Source organism: Pseudomonas sp. 13B_3.2_Bac1 (assembly GCF_025466205.1).
Lineage (GTDB): Bacteria > Pseudomonadota > Gammaproteobacteria > Pseudomonadales > Pseudomonadaceae > Aquipseudomonas > Aquipseudomonas fluorescens_H.
In genome coordinates, this window is record NZ_JANLOG010000157.1 from 25,757 (window position 1) to 45,801 (window position 20,045).

Here is a 20,045-nt window from a genome sequence, read left to right on the forward strand (position 1 = left end):
TGTCGGACAAAATCCCTTCTTGACGTAGGAAAAATCTGGTCTAGGCTCGATTAAGCTGTATATACATACAGCTAAAAATAAATCCACAGACGGCATATCAAGGAGCAAGAAATGTCCGGACCGCACCCAAAACCTCAGGAAAGACCCAAACCGCTGATCGCTCGTTTCGATGATCTTTTCACGGAAAACGGCATCCACTTCAGCGCCGACAATCCGCATCTGGTGTTGCACATCGCCGACGCCCACAGCGATGTCGAACCGCTAAGCGCCCTGCCCGGCAACCCCCTCAAAGGCAAGCCCAAACTGCGCTTCGAAGGTGGCGAACACACGGCCATCGGCGACAACACCCTGCTGCGCCTTGCTGAAAACGCTGAACCGATCCGCGCGCAAAACGTGCCGTTGCACCTGCCCAACGGCCTCGCGCTCACCTATGGTCAGGTGCTGGCGCTGGGCGGTGATTTCTACGGCGTGGTTGATCGACCGATCAACGAAGGTGCGACCCCGGCCGATCGCCTGAACCGGTTCAATGCCGCCTTCGACTCCCTCGCAGTACTGCCGGCCTCGCGCGCCGAGGCCACGCAGATTCTCGCGGTCATGCAAAAAGAGATCGACGCGGTTAAAAAAGCGATCCAGGACGGTAAACCGGCTCACGAAGCTTACGATGCACTGGGAGATACGTTGTCCGAAGAGTGGAACAAGATTACCGGTGGCGGCAGTTTCGTCTCCGCGCTGATCCCGCTCGGGCGTTATCTGAAACTGGCGGCGAACAACGCCGACCACTTCGGCGAATGGGCAAGACTGGCTTATATCGCCGGTCACACCGCCGCCCTGCAAACCGCCATCGCCGCCCGCGCCAGTCAGGATAAACAGCAACTGGAGCGCGCCTACGCGATGAACGCGTTTGCCGACCACTTCCTCACCGACCTGTTCTCATCCGGCCACTTGCGAGTACCGCGCAAGGAGCTTGCCGCAGTGGTGACCCCGAGCGATCTGGGTTCACTGATCACCCGTTTCATGCACGACGAGGACAGCAAATTCGGCCTCAAGGTGCGCAACGCCCATGGCGATCAATGGCGCGCCTACGGCGACAAGCGCTACTTCGAAACCAGCGACGCGGACAACCGCACCCAGGTCAATCTGGCGGTGCAGGCCTCGGCGGATGAGGTGTTTGCCGCTTACTTGAGCGGCACGCTGCCCGCCCCGTCCACATTCGCCGCACTGCAACGCGTGCCCGACCTGACGGCGGTGCTGAATATTTCCAATAACTTCGCGCCGCTGTTCCGCGTCGAGGGCGGCAAAGTCTTGCGCCGCAAAGATGTGAACAACCTCAACGACACCGCCACCGTCGACAACTGGTGGGGCTGGAGCACCTACCTGCTGCTCAAGGACTATCACCCGAGCGGCAACGTCAATTAAGGAGAATGGGCATGACGATCAAATTGAAACTGGAACTGGCGTCGGGGCAATCGCTGCAAGGGGCGCCGCTGGAGTTGCTGGCCGATGGCAAGCCGATTGCGCGGGGGGTTGTGGATCAATCAGGCGAAGTGGCGTTTGCTGCCAAGCCGGGTAAAGCGAAACTGGCGGTGAGGGTGGATCGTTCGATATTGCCGCGCTGAATTCACGGACCCCTTCGCGAGCAAGCCCGCTCCCACAGTTGAAATGCATTCCAGAGTGGGCGCGGGCTTGCTCGCGAAAGCGCTGTGTCGTTGCATGAATCAGCGGCTTACCGTTCGTCGAAACTGGTATTTCTTACAGGTGCCGGCGTAATCCGCTTCCGGCTTCAATGTTCAAGGAGTTAACGAACCGGCTCCGCCAGGTAACGCCGTAATCAGCTTGCCTTCAAACGGTTTGATGGATATTGAAACGGAGTTTGATCATGACTGCACAAGCTAAAGCTTTGGCTGCGCCAAGTCTCAGGGAAGCAGAAGACGGAAAACTTTATGTTGGCAAACTGACGGGAGCCGCCCACGGAGAAGTGCCGCCATCCCCTCATGCATCTGTCGGTGACCGAATTACTTTTTATGTAGTGACCACCTCCGGTAACACGTGGCAAGACCATCACGTACTGACTGCGCCCGAGTTAGGAAAGCCAATCACTTTCTCAATCCCCAAAGATGTTTTTGAAAAGAAACTGACTCCCGAAGCGACTGCCGATCTCCACTACATCACTAAACGTCTCAATCAGGCGCCTGAGCAATCACCGCCTCTGAGCATTAAACTGGAGCTGTAACCTTTCACCCCTGCGCCTGCGCCTCTTCATGGGCCTGGCGCAGTCTCTCGCGGCTGTTGGTCAAGTGCAGACGCATCGCCGCCCGCGCCGCATCTGCATCCTGACGGGCAATCGCTTCGTAGATTTCCTCGTGTTCCCGGCTCAGGCGGTTCATGTAGTGCTGCTGATCGTCATGCGCAAGGCGCGCAGAATTCAGCCGCGTACGCGGAATGATGCTGGTGCCCAGGTGGGTCATGATGTCGGTGAAATAGCGGTTGCCGGTGGACAGGGCGATTTCCAGATGGAAGGCGAAGTCCGAGGCCACCGCGTCGCTGGCGTGGGCCACGCTGTCGTTCAGCGCATCGAGGGCCGCTCGCATGGTCGCCAGTTGCTCCGGGCTGCGGCGTTGCGCGGCGAGGCCGGCGGACTCCACTTCCAGGCTGATGCGCAATTCGAGAATCGCCAGCACATCACGCAAGGTGACAACCGTCGCCGGGTCGATGCGAAAACCGCTGGGGCTCGGGGTGTCCAGCACAAACGTGCCGATGCCATGGCGGGTTTCCACCTGGCCAGCGGCCTGCAAGCGGGAAATCGCCTCACGCACCACGGTGCGGCTGACGCCATGTTCCTGCATGATCGCCGACTCGGTGGGCAGCTTGTCGCCGCGCTTGAGCAGACCGTCGCGGATCTGCTCGGTCAGCACCGTCACCAGCTCCTGGGCGAGGCTGCGGCGCTTGCGCGGGAGGCGTGGGGTGTCGATCGGGTTTTCCATGGTCTACGTCTTGTCTCGAAATTCGGCTTGGTGGGCATCATAGCGCAGGCGGGTTGTACGATCACTTACCACGCGTAACCCCCTGTGGGAGCGGGCTTGCTCGCGAAGGCGGTGTGTCAGGCAACCGATTTGTCGACTGAATGGACGCCTTCGCGAGCAAGCCCGCTCCCACTGGGTAATGGTGGTGATCAGGCGGTCACGGCCTGCTCCACCAGATGCCCGCTGTCGATGCGCACATGGCGTGGATGGAAGCGTTTGAGGCTGCTGCGGTGGCCGACACTGACGATGCTCAGCCCCGGCAATTGATCGATCAGCGCCTGATACAGCGTCGCTTCATCCTCTTCATCCATCGCCGACGTCGCTTCGTCCATATACAGCCATTGCGGTGCGTAAAGCATGGCGCGGGCGAAGGCCAGACGTTGCTGTTCACCCGGCGAGAGCATGCGCTGCCAGTGATTGGCTTCGTCCAGTCGGCCGACCAGATGCGGCAGACGGCAGATTTCCAGCACCTCGACGTAGCGCTCCGGCGCGTAGGTGTCGCCCGGTTGTGGATAACTCAACGCCTCGCGCAGGGTGCCGATCGGCAGATACGGCTTCTGCGGCAGGAACAGATAACGCGCCGCCGGCAGGCGGATGTTGCCGTGCCCCGCCGGCCACAAGTGCCCCATCGCCCGCAGCAGGGTCGACTTGCCGCTGCCAGAGCGGCCGCTGAGCATCACCCGGTCACCCGGCTCCACCGTCATGTCGGCATTGGTCAGCAGGTGGCGACCGTCTGCCAGATCCAGACCGAGGTTGTGCACTTTCAACTCACGGCCCTGATTCTGCACGTCGATGGCCGGGATGCGCTCTTCGTTATCGGTCATGGCCTGCCGGAAACTCAGCAGACGATCACAGGTGGCGCGCCAGGACGCGAGGCTCTGGTAAGCGCTGATGAACCAGCTGAAGCTCTCCTGAACGTTGCCGAATGCCGAGCTGATCTGCATCAACTCGCCAAGTTCGATCTTGCCGGCGAGGTAACGCGGCGACGCAACGATAAACGGGAAGATGATCGCCGCCTGGCTGTAACCGGCAGTGAAGAACGTCAGGCGCTTGGACACTTTCATGATGTCCCAGAAGTTATGCCAGACATTGCCAAAACGGCCGCTCAAGCGACGATTTTCGTTCGGCTCGCCGTTATACAACGCGATGCTCTCGGCATTCTCGCGAATCCGCACCATGGAAAAACGCAGGTCGGCTTCAAAGCGTTGTTGTTGGTTGTTCAGGCCGATCAAGCGACGACCGATCAAGTGCGTCAGCCAACTGCCCACCACGGCGTAGACCAGCACGCACCAGAACATGTAGCCGGGAATGGTGATGCCATAGACTTCGATGCTGCCCGAAACGCCCCACAGAATGATCGAGAACGACACCAGGCTGACGATATTGCGCAGCAGGCCGATCCCCAGTTCAAGGGTATTGGAGGTGAAGTTGTTGAGGTCTTCGGAAATCCGCTGGTCCGGGTTGTCGGTGTAACCGCCCTGCTCCAGCTGGTAGTAATTCTTGTCGGCGAGCCAACGGGAGAAATGTTTTTCGGTAAGCCAGGCCCGCCAGCGAATCGTCAGCATCTGGGTCAGATAGAGCCTGTACACGGCGCCGATAATCGCCACGGCCGCAATGCCGCAAAAGTACAGAATCAAGCGCCAGAACGCCGCTTCATCCTTCTTTTGCAGGGCGTTGTAGAAGTCCTTGTACCAAGTGTTGAACCACACCGAGATGCCCACGCTCAGCAACGAGAGCGCGATCACCGCAATCAGCAGCGTCCAGGCCTTGCCCTTCTCTTCACTGCGCCAGTAAGGCGTGATGATCGCCCACACCTTGCGAAAAAACTGCCCGCGCACAGCATCGTTGACCGCGGAATATTCAGCGTTCTGATTCATGGAAAAGGCTCGATAAAGAAAAGAACAGACACGCACCGATCATAGTTGATCGGTGCGCGTTATCGCGAAAGCTGGCGATGGCCGTTCAGCGCAGGTTCAGCGACGAACCGGACGCTTCTGCAGTTTGCGCTGCAGGGTGCGGCGGTGCATGCCCAGGGCGCGGGCAGTGGCGGAGATGTTTCCTTCGTGCTCGGTCAGCACACGCTGGATGTGCTCCCACTGCAGACGGTCAACCGACATCGGGTTTTCCGGCACCAGGCTGTCGAGGTCGGCGTGCTCGGAGAGCAGCGCGGCCAGTACGTCGTCGGCGTCGGCCGGTTTGCACAGGTAGTTGCAGGCGCCGCGCTTGATCGCTTCGACCGCGGTGGCAATGCTCGAATAACCGGTGAGGATCACCACGCGCATTTCCGGGTCCAGCTCCAGCAGCTTGGGCAGCAGCACCAGGCCGGAGTCGCCGTCCATTTTCAGGTCGAGCGCGGCGTAGTCCGGCAGGTCGGCCTGGGCGATGGTCAGGCCTTCCTCGGCGGAACCGGCGGTGCTGACGCGAAAGCCACGGCGGGCCATGGCACGGGCCATCACTCGGGTGAAGGTCGCGTCGTCGTCGACCAGCAGCAAATGCGGCAGTTCTTCGCCTTCGACTTGGATTTCGTCACTCATGTTGGTCTCCTCGGGCGCCGTGGGGCAGGCGCAGCTCGGTGAGCGTGCCGCCTTCCTCATGACTATAGAGTTTCACTGAGCCGCCGGCGCGTGTCACGCTGGCCTTGCTCAAAAACAGGCCCAGGCCGAAACCTTTGCCCTTGGTGGTAAAAAACGGTTTGCCGATCTGCTCGGCGATGGCCAGCGGCACACCGGCGCCGTGGTCACGAATACTGATGGTCACGGTTTCCGCGTCCCAGTCCAGCGTTACCTGGAGATTTTCCGGGCAGGCGTCGGCGGCATTGTTCAGCAGGTTGAGCAGCGCCTGGGTCAGATCCGGCGGCGGCGCCATGCGCGGCACGCTGCCCTGGCCGAGACGCTGGAAACGGTAACTGGCTTCCGGACGCATCAGGTGCCAGCGGTTCAGCGCTTCGTCGAGCCATTGGGTGACGTCCTGCATCTCCACGGCCATACGGCGGTTGGCTTCGGCGGCGCGCACCAATTGTTGCAGGGTCTCTTTGCACAGTTTGACCTGATCCTGCAGCACTTTCAGATCGTCCTGCAACATCGCGTCGGGATGATCCTGCTGCATCTCCTTGAGCAACACGCTCATGGTCGCCAGCGGCGTGCCGAGCTCATGTGCGGCGCCGGCCGCTTGGGTGGCGACGGCCAGCAACTGCTGATCGCGCAGGCCTTCTTCGCGGCGAATCGCCCGCAACTCTTCCTGACGACGCAGCTCTTCAGCCATGCGCGCAGCGAAGAAGGTGATCACCGCAGCGGCCAGCGCGAAGCTCAGCCACATGCCGTAGATCTGCAGGTTCTCGCGGGCCACCGGCAGGGTTTCCAGCGGGTAGAAACGCGTGAGCATCACGGTGTACAGCGCCAGCGCGATACCCGACAGAATCACCGAATAACGCCACGGCAGCGTCACCGCCGCGATGGTCAGCGGCACCAGATAATAGGAAACGAACGGGTTGGTCGAACCGCCGGAGAAATACAGCAACGCACTGTGGATCACCAGATCGCAGGCCAGTTGCAGGGCGTATTCGAGTTCAGTCACCGGCCATGAAGTACGCAGGCGCACGGCGGTGAACACACACAGCAGAATCGAGCAGCCAAGGGTCATCGCCAGTTGCACCCACGGCAACGGCAGCAGTTGCAGCCAGTAGGCCAGGCCTACGGAGCCGGCCTGCGCGGCGAGCACCAGGGTGCGGATAAAAGTCAGCCGCCAGAGGTTCTGGCGAGTGGCGGAAGTCAGTTGTACGGGGGCGAGCATGAGCTCTCCTGATGAGCGCTCCAGGCGAATCGCACGGAGTATAACCAAGCCACGGCTTTGAGAGGCGAAAGTGCGGCAAATGACCACATGGCGTTGCCGAAAAATTGGTCTACCCCGCATGGCTGCCCGAGATCACCTGTGGCGAGGGAGCTTGCTCCCGCTCGGCTGCGAAGCAGTCGTAAATCCGGTATCTCCGGTATTTCTGGCAGATCACGGTTGCCGGGTTTGGGACTGCTTCGCAGTCCAGCGGGAGCAAGCTCCCTCGCCACAAGAGCGCACTCGACTCAGGATCTGCGGTGATCCCGGCCATCTGTATAGAAGTTGTAACTGGGCGAACCGGAGCATAAAAGCTAGAGTCTGATGGTTTCACGCAGGCCCCCCGATCCAGCACCTGCGCCCTCATCAAGGAGCTTTCATGCACACATTTCGCCGCAGCGCCGCCCTTCTCGCCCTGACCGTCGGCAGCGTCGCCAGCCTTCCGGCGCTGGCCGCCGATGAGCTGCACTACAACCAGATTTCCCTGCGCGCCGAAGTCAGCCTGGAAGTGGCCCGCGACCTGATGATCGTGACGCTCTACACCGAAGCGCAAAACACCGACCCGGCCAAACTCGCCGCCGACGTCAGCACCACCATGAACAAGGCACTGGCCCAGGCCAAGCAAGTCAAGGACATCACCCTGCGCCAGGGCAGCCGCAACAGCTACCCGATCTACGACACCAAGGGCCAGAAAATCACTGGCTGGCGTGAGCGCGCCGAACTGCGCCTGGAAAGCGCCGACTTCGCCGCCCTGTCCAAACTCACCGGCGAACTGCTGACCGACTTGAAAATGGGCGGCATGGACTTCGCCATCGCCGAGCCGACCCGCAAGGCCAGCGAAGACAAGTTGCTGAAAGAAGCCGTCAGCGCCTTCAAGGCCCGCGCGCAACTGGCCACCGATGCACTGGGCGGCAAGGGCTACAAAATCGTCAACCTGAACCTCAACAGCAATGGCTTCCCGCAACCGTACATGCGCGCCCCGATGATGATGAAAGCCGCCGGCATGGCGGATTCGGCACCGGTGACACCAGAAGTTGAAGCCGGCACCAGCCAGGTCAGCCTGACCGCCGATGGCTCGATTGAAGTGCTGATGCAGTGAGTTGATGTGCGATGAATGAGAAACCGGCGATCAGTGAATGATCGCCGGTTTTTTTGTGCCTGAAATTTGTGTTGTTTGATCTGCCGCCTTCGCGAGCAAGCCCGCTCCCACAGTTTGAAATGCATTCCCCCTGTGGGAGCGGGCTTGCTCGCGAAGAACGATAACGCGGTCGTCAGCCTTGCGGATCCACCCGATCCAGCGCCCGGTTCACCGCCAGTTCAGCCAGCATGATGATCTGCTGAATCGCCAGCGCCGTATTGCGCTGCGGGCGACTGAGCTGATCGGCGAAATCACTGGCCATGGTATTGGCCGAGGCCAGGGATTCACAGGCATGCGCCAGCAGGCTTTCCGTGTCGATGCCCGGGTGGACGAGGAACATCGAACTGGGCAGACGCGGTTTTGTGGCTTCGGGGCTGAGGTAGAAATCGAGGGCACGTTTGATGGCTTCGCGGTTTTTCGCGAGGTCTTCGGCGTGGAGGGCTTCGGAGAGTGGCGTTGTTTCTGGGGGTGGATCGGGGACAGGCTTGGACATGCATTTCACCTATGACGTTGGACCACCTCAAGCCGTTTCTCACACGACGAAGAGGTGGCAGCTGTGTGCGGGGTGAGAAACCGGTCATAGGCACCCGGCCAGACAAAAGTCTGCCCGCACAGAGCCGCCATAACGTAATTGCATACAGCGTATTGGCTGGCGGCAATTATGCGGGTATGGGCACTGAATGACTATGAACTGCCGGGTTCTCACGCCCGATCGCTGAATCTTCAGCGACAGCTCAAGGCTAGAGAGCTGGCGTCCGAGGGACAACCTGAAAACCTTGTGGGAAGGTTCTGGTTATTTGAAACGACTTTAAACAGGCCAAGGTTATTGGGTGACTGGACGGGCCTCTTCGCGAGCAAGCCCGCTCCCACAGTGGATGGCGTGCAGGCAGTTAGAGATTGGTCGGCTGTCAGGCCGTCATCACTTAGCCAGTCGCCGCACCCGCTTTTCACCACTCACACGATGAGCGTTAGCTCGAGTACCGCTTTTGATCTGAGGGCCCGTCGGCAGGCTGAGTGGAGGGGTTTATCCGGGGGTGGGAGCGCAGCGACCGTTTGGCGCAGCCAAACACAGCGAGAGGAGGTGCAGCGAAGCAAACCGTAGGCGCTGCCCCAGGATGAATCCCGGAGCGAAGGAACCCGAGCCTAGGCGAGGGCCGAACGTCAGGGTAAAGCCCTTTGGTTACTTTGGGGCTTTTGCCAAAGTGACCCGCCGTCAGGGCGGAACCCTAAGCAGCCGTTACCGCAGCAACGGATATGTACTCGACGAAAGCCGCCACATATACCGAGATAGACATCTCAACAGAAAAAACGATATTTCCGAACACACCCAAATCCCCGCTAACCTGAAAAAACAACCACCTCCAAATCCCGGGGACTCCATGGAAAGATTCACCCTAAAACCACTACTAATCACCCTCGCACTGACAGCCATAGCCCCCATAGCCAACGCAGCCACCACCCTGGTCTACTGCTCCGAAGCCAGCCCCGCAGGCTTCGACCCCAGCCAATACACCAGCGGCACCGACTTCGACGCCTCCGCCGAAACCATCTTCAACCGCCTCACCCAATTCAAACGCGGCGGCACCGAAGTCGAACCCGGCCTGGCAACCAACTGGGACGTAAGCTCGGACGGCCTCCAGTACACCTTCCACCTGCGCCAAAACGTAAAATTCCACACCACCGACTACTTCAAACCCACCCGCGATTTCAACGCCGACGACGTGCTGTTCACCTTCCAGCGCCTGCTCGACCCGGACAACGCCTTCCGCAAGGCCTACCCCGCCGAATCCCCGTACTTCACCGACATGGGCCTGAACACCACGATCAAATCGGTGGAAAAACTCGACGAGCAGACCGTGCGCTTCAACCTCAACAACGTCGACGCCGCGTTCGTGCAAAACCTCGCCATGAGCTTCGCCTCGGTGCAATCGGCCGAATACGCTGCCCAGCTATTAAAGGAAGGCAAAGCCGCCGACCTCAACCAGAAACCGGTGGGCACCGGCCCGTTCGTGTTCAAGCGCTACCAGAAAGACTCACAAATCCGCTACGCCGCGAACAAGGCCTACTGGAAACCCGAAGACGTGAAGATCGACAACCTGATCTTCTCGATCACCCCCGACGCCGCCGTACGCCTGCAAAAACTCAAGACCGGCGAATGCCAGGTCAGCGGCTACCCGCGCCCGGCGGACATCGAAGTGATGGAACAAGACCCGAACCTGCGCGTATTGAAGCAGGCCGGTTTCAACCTCGGCTTCCTCGCCTACAACACCACTCACCCGCCACTGGATCAGCTCAAGGTGCGGCAGGCGCTGGACATGGCCATCGACAAACCGGCGATCATCAAAGCCGTCTACCAGAGTGCCGGCCAACTGGCGCAGAACGCCTTGCCGCCGGCGCAGTGGTCGTATGACCCGAACATCAAGGACGCGCCGTACGACCCGGTGAAAGCCAAGGCATTACTCAAGGAAGCGGGAGTGGCGCCAGGTACCACCATCAACCTGTGGGCGATGACCGTGCAGCGCGCCTCCAACCCGAATGCGCGGATGTCGGCGCAGATGATCCAGCAGGATTGGGAGAAGATCGGGATCAAGGCCAACATCGTCAGCTATGAATGGGGCGAGTACATCAAGCGCGCGAAAAATGGCGAACACGACGCCATGATCTATGGTTGGACAGGTGACAACGGTGACCCGGACAACTGGCTCGGCGTGCTCTACAGCTGCGCGGCGGTCAAGGGCAGTAACTACGCCAAGTGGTGCGACCCGGCCTACGACAAACTGGTGCAGCAGGCCAAGGTGACCACCGACAAGGCGCAACGGGTAAAACTGTATCAACAGGCGCAACTGATCCTTAAACAGCAGGTGCCGATCACCCCGATTGCCAACTCGACCGTGTTCCAGCCGCTGCGCAAAGAAGTGACCGACTTCAAGATCAGCCCGTTCGGCCTGACGCCCTTCTACGGCGTGGGTATAAATAAGTAACACCGAGCCCCAGAGCGGCGCACACAACGTGACCAGCGCACCGTTTTGGGGCTTCGTTTGCACCGTAAAAAACGCCCGCAAACGGTCAAATGCGTCAACTCTTATACAAATGCGACATTAAGGTACGTTCGTGCCACGCTTTGAGGCCGGCAGTCGCTCTGGATCTTGCATTGGGTATGGCCCCTGCATAAGTATCCGCAGGCACGACTCACGAGGTCGTACCTCAATATTAAAAAATGACAACAAATCATGAGGCCAACATGCTTAAACACGCGGTCATTCCGTTTTTAGTCGGCGCAGGCTTGTTAGCCTCCGCACCATTCGCATCCGCTGCGACTAACCTGGTGTTCTGCTCCGAAGGGAGCCCGGCCGGTTTCGACCCGGGCCAGTACACCACCGGAACCGACTTCGACGCCTCAGCAGAAACCATGTTCAACCGTCTGAGCCAGTTCGAGCGCGGCGGTACCGCTGTTGTTCCTGGCCTGGCCACCAGCTGGGACATTTCCCCGGACGGCCTGACCTACACCTTCCACCTGCGTGAAGGCGTCAAGTTCCACACCACCCCGTATTTCAAGCCGACTCGTGAGTTCAACGCCGACGACGTGCTGTTCACCTTCAATCGCATGATTAACAAGGATGATCCGTTCCGTAAGGCGTACCCGACCGAATTCCCGTACTTCACCGACATGGGGATGGATACCAACATCACCAAGATCGATAAAGTCGACGACCACACCGTCAAGTTCACCCTGAAAGAAGTCGACGCCGCGTTCATCCAGAACATGGCCATGAGCTTCGCCTCGATCCAGTCCGCCGAGTACGCTGCCCAGCTGCTCAAGGAAGGCAAGGCTGCCGACATCAACCAGAAGCCGATCGGCACCGGCCCGTTCGTGTTCAAGAGCTACCAGAAAGACTCCAACATCCGCTACACCGGGAACAAGGACTACTGGAAGCCTGAAGACGTGAAGATCGACAACCTGATCTTCGCCATCACCACCGACCCGTCGGTACGTATCCAGAAGCTGAAAAAGAACGAGTGCCAGGTCACCCTGTTCCCGCGTCCGGCGGATCTCGCGGCGCTCAAGGCCGACAAGACCCTGAAGATGCCTGACCAGGCCGGTTTCAACCTGGGCTACATCGCCTACAACGTGATGGACAAGGTCAAGGGCAGCAACGAGCCTAACCCGCTGGCTGACCTGCGCGTACGTCAGGCGCTGGACATGGCGGTGAACAAACCGCAGATCATCGATTCGGTTTACCAGGGCGCCGGCCAACTGGCCGTGAACGCCATGCCGCCGACCCAGTGGTCCTACGACACCACCATCAAGGACGCCAAGTACGATCCTGAAAAAGCCAAGCAACTGCTCAAGGAAGCTGGCGTCAAGGAAGGTACCGAGATCGTTCTGTGGGCGATGCCGGTTCAGCGTCCGTACAACCCGAACGCCAAGCTGATGGCTGAAATGCTCCAGTCCGACTGGAAGAAGATCGGCCTGAACGTGAAGATCACCAGCTACGAGTGGGGCGAGTACATCAAGCGTTCCAAAGGTGGCGAGAACCAGGCCATGCTGATTGGCTGGAGCGGTGACAATGGTGATCCGGACAACTGGCTGAACGTACTGTTCGGCTGCGACTCGCTCAACGGCAACAACTTCTCCAAGTGGTGCGACAAGAAGTACGACGGTCTCGTCAAGGATGCCAAACGCACCACCGACCAGGCCAAGCGCACCGAACTGTACAAACAGGCGCAACACGTCCTTAAAGATGCTGTTCCATACACACCTATCGCTCACTCGACGGTGTTCCAACCCATGCGCGCCAACGTGCAGGACTTCAAGATCAGCCCATTCGGCTTGAATTCCTTCTACGGCGTCAGCGTCAGCAATTAAGCCATTGCAACGGCGGCGTTCATGACGTCGCCGTTGCTTTCGCTGCCGGGAAGTCAGGAATTTGCCTACAGCCAATTCCGCTGCGGATGACTGCAGCGGCAGAGGACGCGTCGACTTTTCCTACGAGTTTTCAGGCAATTACGCATTTACTGCCAGACCCACGGCCCCTACCGTCGGGCTCTGACCAGTTTCTGCGTGGGCCACCGGCTTGCTGTACGTACTGGATTGAGCTCAATGCAACCTCAACTTCCCTGGACGGGATCGCGGTGCATTGAACAACACTAAAAAAAGAGGGAGCGTCATGCGCCATACCTTGGTTTTTTCCGCATTGCTGGGCGCCGGCCTGTTGGCCGCCACCTCGGTCAGTTACGCCGCCAGCGACAGTCTGGTGTTCTGCTCCGAGGGCAGCCCGGCGGGTTTCGATACCGCGCAATACACGACGGCAACCGATAACGACGCCGCCGAGCCGCTGTACAACCGTCTGGTCGAGTTCGAAAAAGGCGCGACCAACGTCGTACCGGGTCTGGCAACCAAGTGGGATATTTCCGAGGATGGTCTCAAGTACACCTTTCACCTGCGTGAAGGTGTGAAGTTTCATACAACGCCGTACTTCAAACCGACGCGCGATTTCAACGCCGACGACGTGCTGTTCACGTTTAACCGCATGCTCGATCCCGCGCAGCCATTCCGTAAGGCTTATCCGACCGAATTCCCGTACTTCAACGGGATGAGCCTGAACAAGAACATCGCCAAGGTCGAAAAGACCGGGCCGCTGACCGTGGAGTTCACGCTCAACAGCGTCGACGCCGCGTTCATCCAGAACATCGCCATGAGCTTCGCTGCCATCCTGTCCGCCGAATACGCCGACAAGCTGCTGGCCGAAGGCAAGCCGAGCGACATCAACCAGAAGCCGGTCGGCACCGGGCCGTTCGTGTTCAAGAGCTATCAGAAAGACTCGAACATCCGTTACACCGGCAACGAGCATTACTGGGACCCGAGCCGGGTCAAGCTGAAGAACCTTATTTTCGCGATCAACACCGACGCCTCGGTACGCGTGCAGAAACTCAAGGCCGGCGAATGCCAGATCACCCTGCATCCGCGCCCGGCTGATGTTGAAGCGCTGAAGAACGATCCGAAACTGCAGCTGATTTCCAAGCCCGGTTTCAACCTCGGCTACATCGCCTACAACGTCCGTCACAAGCCGTTCGACCAGCTCGAAGTGCGTCAGGCGCTGGACATGGCGGTGAATAAACAAGGGATTCTCAACGCCGTTTATCAAGGCGCCGGACAGCTGGCGGTCAACGCCATGCCGCCGACCCAGTGGTCCTACGACGACAGCATCAAAGACGCCGCCTACAACCCGGAAAAAGCCCGCGAGCTGCTCAAGGCTGCCGGCGTCAAGGAAGGCACCGAGATCACCCTGTGGGCGATGCCGGTACAGCGTCCGTACAACCCGAATGCCAAATTGATGGCCGAAATGCTCCAGGCTGACTGGGCCAAGATCGGTCTGAAAGTGAAGATCGTCAGCTACGAATGGGGCGAGTACATCAAGCGCACCAAGAATGGCGAGCACGATATCAGCCTGATCGGCTGGACCGGCGACAACGGTGATCCGGACAACTGGCTGGGCACCCTGTACAGCTGCGACGCGATTGGCGGCAACAACTACTCCATGTGGTGCGACCCGGCTTACGACAAGCTGATCAAAGAGGCCAAGGTCGTCACCGACCGCGACCAGCGCACCGTGCTCTACAAACAGGCGCAGCAGTTGCTCAAGCAGCAAGTGCCGATCACGCCTGTCGCCCACTCGACGGTCAACCAGCCGTTAAGCGCCAGGGTTGAAGGCTTCAAGGTCAGCCCCTTCGGTCGCAATGTGTTCTCGGGCGTCAGTATCGATTAACCCAACCGATTAGCCGCAACGCTGAGGGGGCTGTCTATCCCCCTCACGCAAGCGCTTTGCCGAAATTCGCCAATCAGGCCTTTTGCAAACGTTTGCGATGTGTGAATGAGTTCTAAACCAATAACCGGCCAACCCAAAAAAGCCGGCATAAAAAGAAAGTAAAGGAGCTTCACCCATGAAACTGAGCAGCACTGCGATACTGGCTTTGGCCATCAGCAGCATCACCGCTACGGCGTATGCGGAACCTGTTAGTCAGGAATTCGTACCGACCACTCTGGCCGGCAGCAGCGCCCAAAGCGAGGCCAAAGGCTTTGTCGATGGACAAAGTCTGGGCGGCACCACGCGTAACTGGTATGCCAACGAACTGAAGCGTCGCGATGACACCTTCAGCTACGTGAAAAACAGTGACAAGAACACTTCGCCCGTGGTCAAAACACCGACCGCACGTCGTATCAACTGGGTTCAAGGCACAATCGTCAACTACACCTCGGGCTTCACCCAAGGCACCGTTGGCGTCAGCACCGAAGTCGCGGCCTACAACGCCATCGCTCTCGACCGTGACCGCAAGGACATCGCCGGCGGTTCCAACCGTACCCTGGCGCACTCCGACGGTGACGCTGTCGACCAGTGGAGCAAACTGGGTCTGGCCAACGTCAAGTTCCGTGTTTCCAACACTACGCTGACCGCAGGCCGCCAGAATTTCAGCACCCCGATCGTCGACGTCATCGGCAACCGTCCGCTGCCTTCGAGCTTCGAAGGTATCAGCCTGCACAGCGAAGAATTCAACAACCTGTCGTTCGACCTGGCCGGTTTCGACCGCGTCTCGCCTCGTACCGAGCAAAGCCTGTCGAAGTTCCGCAGCGAATACGGTGCCAACGGCGCGGAAACCGACAAGGTCTACACCGCCGGCGTCAACTATCAGCCGCTCAAAAGCCTGAAAACCAGCCTTTACGTAGCCAATGTCGAAGACTTCTGGAACCAGTACTACTTCGGCGCCACCCACGAACTGGGTGATAGCCAGGTACTTAGCCTGACCACCGGCCTGAACTACTACAAAACCGTCGACGAAGGCAAAAAGTTGATGGGCAACATCGACAACGACACCTACTCGCTGTCGTTCGGCCTGACCCACCAGGCGCATAGCCTGACCTTCTCGTACCAGCAAGTGAACGGTGACGAGTACTTCGACTACCTGCACGAAACCAACGGCATCTACCTGGCCAACTCCCTGCTGTCGGACTTCAACGGCCCGAACGAGAAATCCTTCCAGATCGCCTACGGCATCAACATGGCCGAATACGGCGTGCCAGGCCTGAAGTTCAACATCTACCAGGCTCGCGGCTGGGGCATCGACGGGACTCACTACACCGGCACTGCCTACACCGTTCCAGGTGACAAGCGCGGCGACCTGAGCCTGATGGACGGCGAAAGCCACTACGAATACGGCATCGGCGCCTCTTACGCCGTACAGAGTGGTCCTCTGAAGGCCACCGCGATTCGCGCGACTTACACCACTCACCGCGCGAGCGAGCACCAGGCTGACGGCAACATCAACGAGTTCCGTCTCGTGACTACGATTCCATTCAACATCCTGTAAAAACCGCTGACCGACGGCTGACTCATGACGAGTCGGCCGTTCGGTTTTTTGTCTTCAACCGATTGCAGAGGGTTATCGATGAAAATGCTTCCCCTACGTGCGGCCGTCGCTGCCGCGTTGTTGAGCGCCGCCATCGGCGTCTCGGCCAAACCCTTGGTGGTCTGCACCGAAGCCAGCCCGGAAGGCTTCGATATGGTCCAGTACACAACTGCAGTCACTGCCGATGCGGTGGCCGAAACGATCTTCAACCGTCTGGCCGACTTCAAGCCCGGCACCACCGAAGTGATCCCGGCGCTCGCCGAGTCCTGGGACATCAGTGACGACGGCCTGACCTACACGTTCCACCTGCGCAAAGGCGTCAAGTTTCACACCACCGAATATTTCAAGCCGACCCGCGACATGAACGCCGACGACGTGGTCTGGAGCTTCCAGCGCCAGCTGGACCCGAATCACCCGTGGCACAAACTGTCGAGCGTGGGCTTCCCGTACTTTGAAAGCATGGGCTTCAAGGAACTGCTCAAAAGCGTAGAGAAAGTCGACGACAACACGGTCAAGTTCACCCTGACCCGCCGCGAAGCGCCGTTCCTGGCCGACATCGCCATGGCGTTCTCCTCGATCTACCCGGCCGAATACGCCGACCAGTTGCTCAAGTCCGGCAAGACCGGCGACCTCAACAACAAGCCTGTGGGCACCGGCCCGTTCATCTTCCAGCGTTACGCCAAGGACGCCCAGGTACGCTTCAAGGCCAACCCGGACTACTTCCGTGGCAAGGCCCCGGCCGACGCGCTGATTCTGGCGATCGCCACCGACAACAACGTGCGTCTGCAGAAACTCAAGGCCAACGAGTGCCAGATCGCGCTGTATCCGAAGCCGGATGACATCCCGAGCATCAAGAAAGACAGCAACTTGAAGGTCGACGAGATGGACGCGATGACCGTCTCGTACATCGCCATGAACACCCAGCACAAATACATCAGCGACGTGCGAGTGCGCAAAGCGATTGATATCGCCTTCGACAAGGAAGCCTACGTCAACGCGCTGTTCGGCAAAGGCAACGCCTCGGTCGCGGTCAACCCGTACCCGCCGACGCTGCTGGGCTACAACCACGACCTGAAGAACCCGCCACGTGACCTCGACAAGGCGCGCGCCCTGCTCAAGGAGGCCGGGGTTCCGGAAGGCACCGTGTTTACCCTGTTTACCCGTAACGGTGGTGGCCCGACCAACCCGAATCCGATGCTCGGCGCGCAGATGATGCAGGCTGACCTGGCGAAAGTCGGGATCAAGATCGACATCCGCGTGATGGAATGGGGCGAGATGCTCAAACGCGCCAAGGCCGGCGAGCACGACATGGTGTCGGCCGGATGGGCGGGCGACAACGGCGACCCGGATAACTTCCTGACGCCTATGCTCAGTTGCGAAGCGGCCAAGAACGGCGAAAACTACGCGCGCTGGTGCAACGAGAAATTCCAGGCACTGCTGGACGAAGCACGGGCTAAAGTAGATCCGGCCGAACGCGCCAAGCTCTACGAACAGGCCCAAGTGCTGTTTAATCAGGACCAACCGTGGATCAGCATGGCCCACACCCGTATGTTTACCGCAATGCGCAACAACGTAGAGGGTTATCACATCAGCCCTCTCACCACTAATAACTTCGCCACCACCCAGGTGAAGTAGATAAGAAACTCCCGGCCTCCCTGACCCCAGGGTCGCCGGGCACGCCTAACCGGCTGATGAGGTACCACACAAGATGTTTAGTTTTATTGCCCGCCGACTGGGGTTGTTGATCCCCACGTTTTTCGGCATCACCCTGCTGACTTTCGCGTTGATTCGCATGATCCCTGGCGACCCCGTGGAAGTGATGATGGGCGAACGTCGGGTCGACCCCGAAATGCACGCTCAGGCAATGGAACGCCTAGGTCTGAACAAACCGCTGTATGCCCAGTATCTGGACTACATCGGCAAACTGGCCCACGGCGATCTCGGCGAATCCCTGCGTACGCGTGAAAGCGTATGGACCGAGTTCACCTCTCTCTTCCCGGCGACCCTGGAACTGTCCATGGCCGCCCTGCTGTTCGCCGGCATCCTGGGCCTGCTGGCCGGGGTGATTGCGGCCCTCAAGCGAGGATCCCTGTTCGACCACGGGGTGATGGGCATCTCCCTGGCGGGGTATTCGATGCCGATCTTCTGGTGGGGCCTGATCCTGATCATGTTCTTCTCGGTGAGCCTGGGCTGGACCCCGGTCTCCGGACGGATCGACCTGCTCTACGACATCGAGCCGCGCACCGGTTTCATGCTGATCGACACGCTGCTGGCCGATGACATGGGCGCGTTCCTCGATGCGCTGCATCACCTGATCCTGCCGGCCATCGTGCTCGGCACCATTCCGCTGGCGGTGATCGCGCGGATGACCCGTTCGTCGATGCTCGAAGTGCTGCGTGAAGACTACATCCGTACCGCCCGGGCCAAAGGCCTGTCGCCGGCGCGCGTGGTGTTCGTGCACGGCCTGCGCAACGCGCTGATTCCGGTTCTGACCGTGGTCGGTCTGCAAGTCGGCACCCTGCTGGCCGGTGCAGTCCTGACCGAAACCATCTTCTCCTGGCCCGGCATCGGTAAATGGCTGATCGAAGCCATCGGCGCCCGGGACTACCCGGTTGTGCAAAACGGCATCCTGTTAATCGCCTGCCTGGTGATTCTGGTCAACTTCGTGGTGGACATCCTCTACGGCTTTGCCAACCCACGCATCCGTCATCAGCGCTGAGGTCCATACCCATGAGCACTCCAACATCCTCAGTAGCCAATGCCGCCCCAAGCGCGGATCAAAGTCTGCTGTACCCGTCGCCGTACAAAGAATTCTGGCAAGCCTTCTCCAAGAACAAGGGCGCAGTTGCCGGTCTGCTGTTCATGCTGCTGGTGATTTTCTGCGCAATCTTCGCGCCGTGGGTTGCCCCGCATAACCCGAGCGAGCAATACCGTGACTTCCTGCTGACGCCACCGGCGTGGCTCGAAGGCGGGCAGATGCAGTTCCTGCTCGGCACCGATGAACTGGGGCGTGACCTGCTGTCGCGCCTGATCCAGGGTTCGCGCCTGTCGCTGCTGATCGGTCTGTCGTCGGTGGTGATGTCGCTGATCCCGGGGATCCTGCTGGGTCTGTTCGCCGGCTTCTTCCCGAAAATGATCGGCCCGACCATCATGCGTCTGATGGACATCATGCTGGCCCTGCCGTCGCTGCTGCTGGCTGTGGCGATTGTCGCCATCCTCGGCCCAGGCCTGATCAACACCGTGATCGCTATCGCTGTGGTGTCCTTGCCGTCCTACGTGCGTCTGACCCGTGCTGCGGTGATGGGCGAACTGAACCGCGACTACGTGACCGCCGCGCGCCTGGCCGGTGCCGGTCTGCCACGCCTGATGTTCATCACCGTGCTGCCCAACTGCATGGCGCCACTGATCGTGCAGGCGACCCTGAGTTTCTCTTCGGCGATTCTCGATGCTGCGGCGCTGGGCTTCCTCGGCCTTGGCGTACAACCGCCAACCCCTGAGTGGGGCACCATGCTGGCCTCGGCCCGCGACTACATCGAACGCGCCTGGTGGGTCGTCAGTCTGCCTGGTTTGACCATTTTGCTCAGCGTGCTGGCAATCAACTTGATGGGCGACGGTCTGCGCGATGCGCTGGACCCGAAACTCAAGAACGCCGCCTGAGG

General features: G+C 59.7%; 16 protein-coding genes. 11 read left to right on the forward strand and 5 right to left on the reverse strand.

What is annotated here, in order from left to right; translation table 11 throughout:
* Positions 1-111: 111 nt before the first annotated feature.
* The 3 genes from NTD85_RS26840 to NTD85_RS26850 all read left to right on the forward strand — a co-directional run bounded on the left by NTD85_RS26840 (position 112) and on the right by NTD85_RS26850 (position 2,230).
* On the forward strand, positions 112-1,416 hold the full coding sequence (locus tag NTD85_RS26840) for a phospholipase (protein ID WP_262143676.1): 1,305 nt from the start codon (positions 112-114) through the stop codon (positions 1,414-1,416).
* Positions 1,417-1,427: 11 nt separating this feature from the next.
* Positions 1,428-1,616 carry a hypothetical protein gene (locus tag NTD85_RS26845; protein ID WP_103485928.1) on the forward strand — a complete coding sequence of 63 codons (189 nt, stop codon included), beginning with the start codon at positions 1,428-1,430 and terminating at the stop codon, positions 1,614-1,616.
* A gap of 260 nt (positions 1,617-1,876) precedes the next feature.
* The gene (locus tag NTD85_RS26850; protein WP_262143677.1) at positions 1,877-2,230 is read left to right on the forward strand and encodes a hypothetical protein; all 354 of its coding nucleotides are present in this window, start codon (positions 1,877-1,879) and stop codon (positions 2,228-2,230) included.
* A gap of 4 nt (positions 2,231-2,234) precedes the next feature.
* On the opposite strand, the gene NTD85_RS26855 is transcribed toward NTD85_RS26850, so the two are convergent.
* The 4 genes from NTD85_RS26855 to NTD85_RS26875 all read right to left on the reverse strand — a co-directional run bounded on the left by NTD85_RS26855 (position 2,235) and on the right by NTD85_RS26875 (position 6,809).
* A complete protein-coding gene (locus NTD85_RS26855; RefSeq protein WP_103485926.1) occupies positions 2,235-2,981 on the reverse strand; it encodes a FadR/GntR family transcriptional regulator in 747 nt (248 codons plus the stop codon).
* A 188-nt stretch (positions 2,982-3,169) separates the two neighbouring features.
* Complete coding sequence (locus tag NTD85_RS26865) at positions 3,170-4,897, reverse strand: ABC transporter ATP-binding protein/permease (protein ID WP_262143678.1); 1,728 nt, start codon at positions 4,895-4,897, stop codon at positions 3,170-3,172.
* Between the two features lie 96 nt (positions 4,898-4,993).
* Positions 4,994-5,554, reverse strand: coding sequence for a response regulator transcription factor (locus tag NTD85_RS26870; protein WP_003221630.1), 561 nt, complete (start codon positions 5,552-5,554; stop codon positions 4,994-4,996).
* Positions 5,547-6,809, reverse strand: a complete 1,263-nt coding sequence (locus tag NTD85_RS26875; RefSeq protein WP_003221626.1) for an ATP-binding protein — start codon at positions 6,807-6,809, stop codon at positions 5,547-5,549. The genes NTD85_RS26870 and NTD85_RS26875 overlap by 8 nt, the downstream gene beginning before the upstream one ends.
* A gap of 415 nt (positions 6,810-7,224) precedes the next feature.
* Here NTD85_RS26875 and NTD85_RS26880 point away from each other — a divergent pair, with 415 nt between their 5' ends.
* Positions 7,225-7,944, forward strand: a complete 720-nt coding sequence (locus NTD85_RS26880; RefSeq protein ID WP_262143679.1) for an SIMPL domain-containing protein — start codon at positions 7,225-7,227, stop codon at positions 7,942-7,944.
* A gap of 172 nt (positions 7,945-8,116) precedes the next feature.
* Here NTD85_RS26880 and NTD85_RS26885 read toward each other — a convergent pair whose 3' ends face one another.
* Complete coding sequence (locus tag NTD85_RS26885) at positions 8,117-8,476, reverse strand: DUF6124 family protein (protein WP_262143680.1); 360 nt, start codon at positions 8,474-8,476, stop codon at positions 8,117-8,119.
* Between the two features lie 886 nt (positions 8,477-9,362).
* Between NTD85_RS26885 and NTD85_RS26890 the strand changes: the two genes are divergently transcribed.
* The 7 genes from NTD85_RS26890 (at position 9,363) to NTD85_RS26920 (ending at position 20,043) form a co-directional block, all read left to right on the forward strand.
* A complete protein-coding gene (locus NTD85_RS26890) occupies positions 9,363-10,964 on the forward strand; it encodes an ABC transporter substrate-binding protein (protein ID WP_262143681.1) in 1,602 nt (533 codons plus the stop codon).
* 260 nt (positions 10,965-11,224) lie between these two features.
* Positions 11,225-12,850 (forward strand): ABC transporter substrate-binding protein, encoded by a 1,626-nt coding sequence (locus tag NTD85_RS26895; RefSeq protein ID WP_003221617.1) that lies wholly within the window; start codon positions 11,225-11,227, stop codon positions 12,848-12,850.
* Between the two features lie 301 nt (positions 12,851-13,151).
* Positions 13,152-14,750, forward strand: coding sequence for an ABC transporter substrate-binding protein (locus NTD85_RS26900; RefSeq protein WP_262143682.1), 1,599 nt, complete (start codon positions 13,152-13,154; stop codon positions 14,748-14,750).
* 175 nt (positions 14,751-14,925) lie between these two features.
* Entirely contained in the window at positions 14,926-16,347 is a 1,422-nt protein-coding gene (locus NTD85_RS26905) for an OprD family porin (RefSeq protein ID WP_262143683.1), read from the forward strand.
* 78 nt (positions 16,348-16,425) lie between these two features.
* Complete coding sequence (locus tag NTD85_RS26910) at positions 16,426-18,021, forward strand: ABC transporter substrate-binding protein (protein ID WP_201135809.1); 1,596 nt, start codon at positions 16,426-16,428, stop codon at positions 18,019-18,021.
* Positions 18,022-18,094: 73 nt separating this feature from the next.
* Positions 18,095-19,105: an ABC transporter permease subunit gene (locus NTD85_RS26915; RefSeq protein ID WP_003221609.1), complete on the forward strand. Its 1,011-nt coding sequence runs from the start codon at positions 18,095-18,097 to the stop codon at positions 19,103-19,105.
* A gap of 11 nt (positions 19,106-19,116) precedes the next feature.
* Positions 19,117-20,043, forward strand: a complete 927-nt coding sequence (locus tag NTD85_RS26920) for an ABC transporter permease subunit (protein WP_064585947.1) — start codon at positions 19,117-19,119, stop codon at positions 20,041-20,043.
* The last annotated feature ends 2 nt before the right edge of the window (positions 20,044-20,045 follow it).

Coding starts and splice junctions, on each gene's coding strand:
- NTD85_RS26840 (WP_262143676.1), top strand. CDS start 112: ATGTCCGGACCGCACCCAAAACCTCAGGAAAGACCCAAACCGCTGATC.
- NTD85_RS26845 (WP_103485928.1), top strand. CDS start 1,428: ATGACGATCAAATTGAAACTGGAACTGGCGTCGGGGCAATCGCTGCAA.
- NTD85_RS26850 (WP_262143677.1), top strand. CDS start 1,877: ATGACTGCACAAGCTAAAGCTTTGGCTGCGCCAAGTCTCAGGGAAGCA.
- NTD85_RS26855 (WP_103485926.1), bottom strand. CDS start 2,981: ATGGAAAACCCGATCGACACCCCACGCCTCCCGCGCAAGCGCCGCAGC.
- NTD85_RS26865 (WP_262143678.1), bottom strand. CDS start 4,897: ATGAATCAGAACGCTGAATATTCCGCGGTCAACGATGCTGTGCGCGGG.
- NTD85_RS26870 (WP_003221630.1), bottom strand. CDS start 5,554: ATGAGTGACGAAATCCAAGTCGAAGGCGAAGAACTGCCGCATTTGCTG.
- NTD85_RS26875 (WP_003221626.1), bottom strand. CDS start 6,809: ATGCTCGCCCCCGTACAACTGACTTCCGCCACTCGCCAGAACCTCTGG.
- NTD85_RS26880 (WP_262143679.1), top strand. CDS start 7,225: ATGCACACATTTCGCCGCAGCGCCGCCCTTCTCGCCCTGACCGTCGGC.
- NTD85_RS26885 (WP_262143680.1), bottom strand. CDS start 8,476: ATGTCCAAGCCTGTCCCCGATCCACCCCCAGAAACAACGCCACTCTCC.
- NTD85_RS26890 (WP_262143681.1), top strand. CDS start 9,363: ATGGAAAGATTCACCCTAAAACCACTACTAATCACCCTCGCACTGACA.
- NTD85_RS26895 (WP_003221617.1), top strand. CDS start 11,225: ATGCTTAAACACGCGGTCATTCCGTTTTTAGTCGGCGCAGGCTTGTTA.
- NTD85_RS26900 (WP_262143682.1), top strand. CDS start 13,152: ATGCGCCATACCTTGGTTTTTTCCGCATTGCTGGGCGCCGGCCTGTTG.
- NTD85_RS26905 (WP_262143683.1), top strand. CDS start 14,926: ATGAAACTGAGCAGCACTGCGATACTGGCTTTGGCCATCAGCAGCATC.
- NTD85_RS26910 (WP_201135809.1), top strand. CDS start 16,426: ATGAAAATGCTTCCCCTACGTGCGGCCGTCGCTGCCGCGTTGTTGAGC.
- NTD85_RS26915 (WP_003221609.1), top strand. CDS start 18,095: ATGTTTAGTTTTATTGCCCGCCGACTGGGGTTGTTGATCCCCACGTTT.
- NTD85_RS26920 (WP_064585947.1), top strand. CDS start 19,117: ATGAGCACTCCAACATCCTCAGTAGCCAATGCCGCCCCAAGCGCGGAT.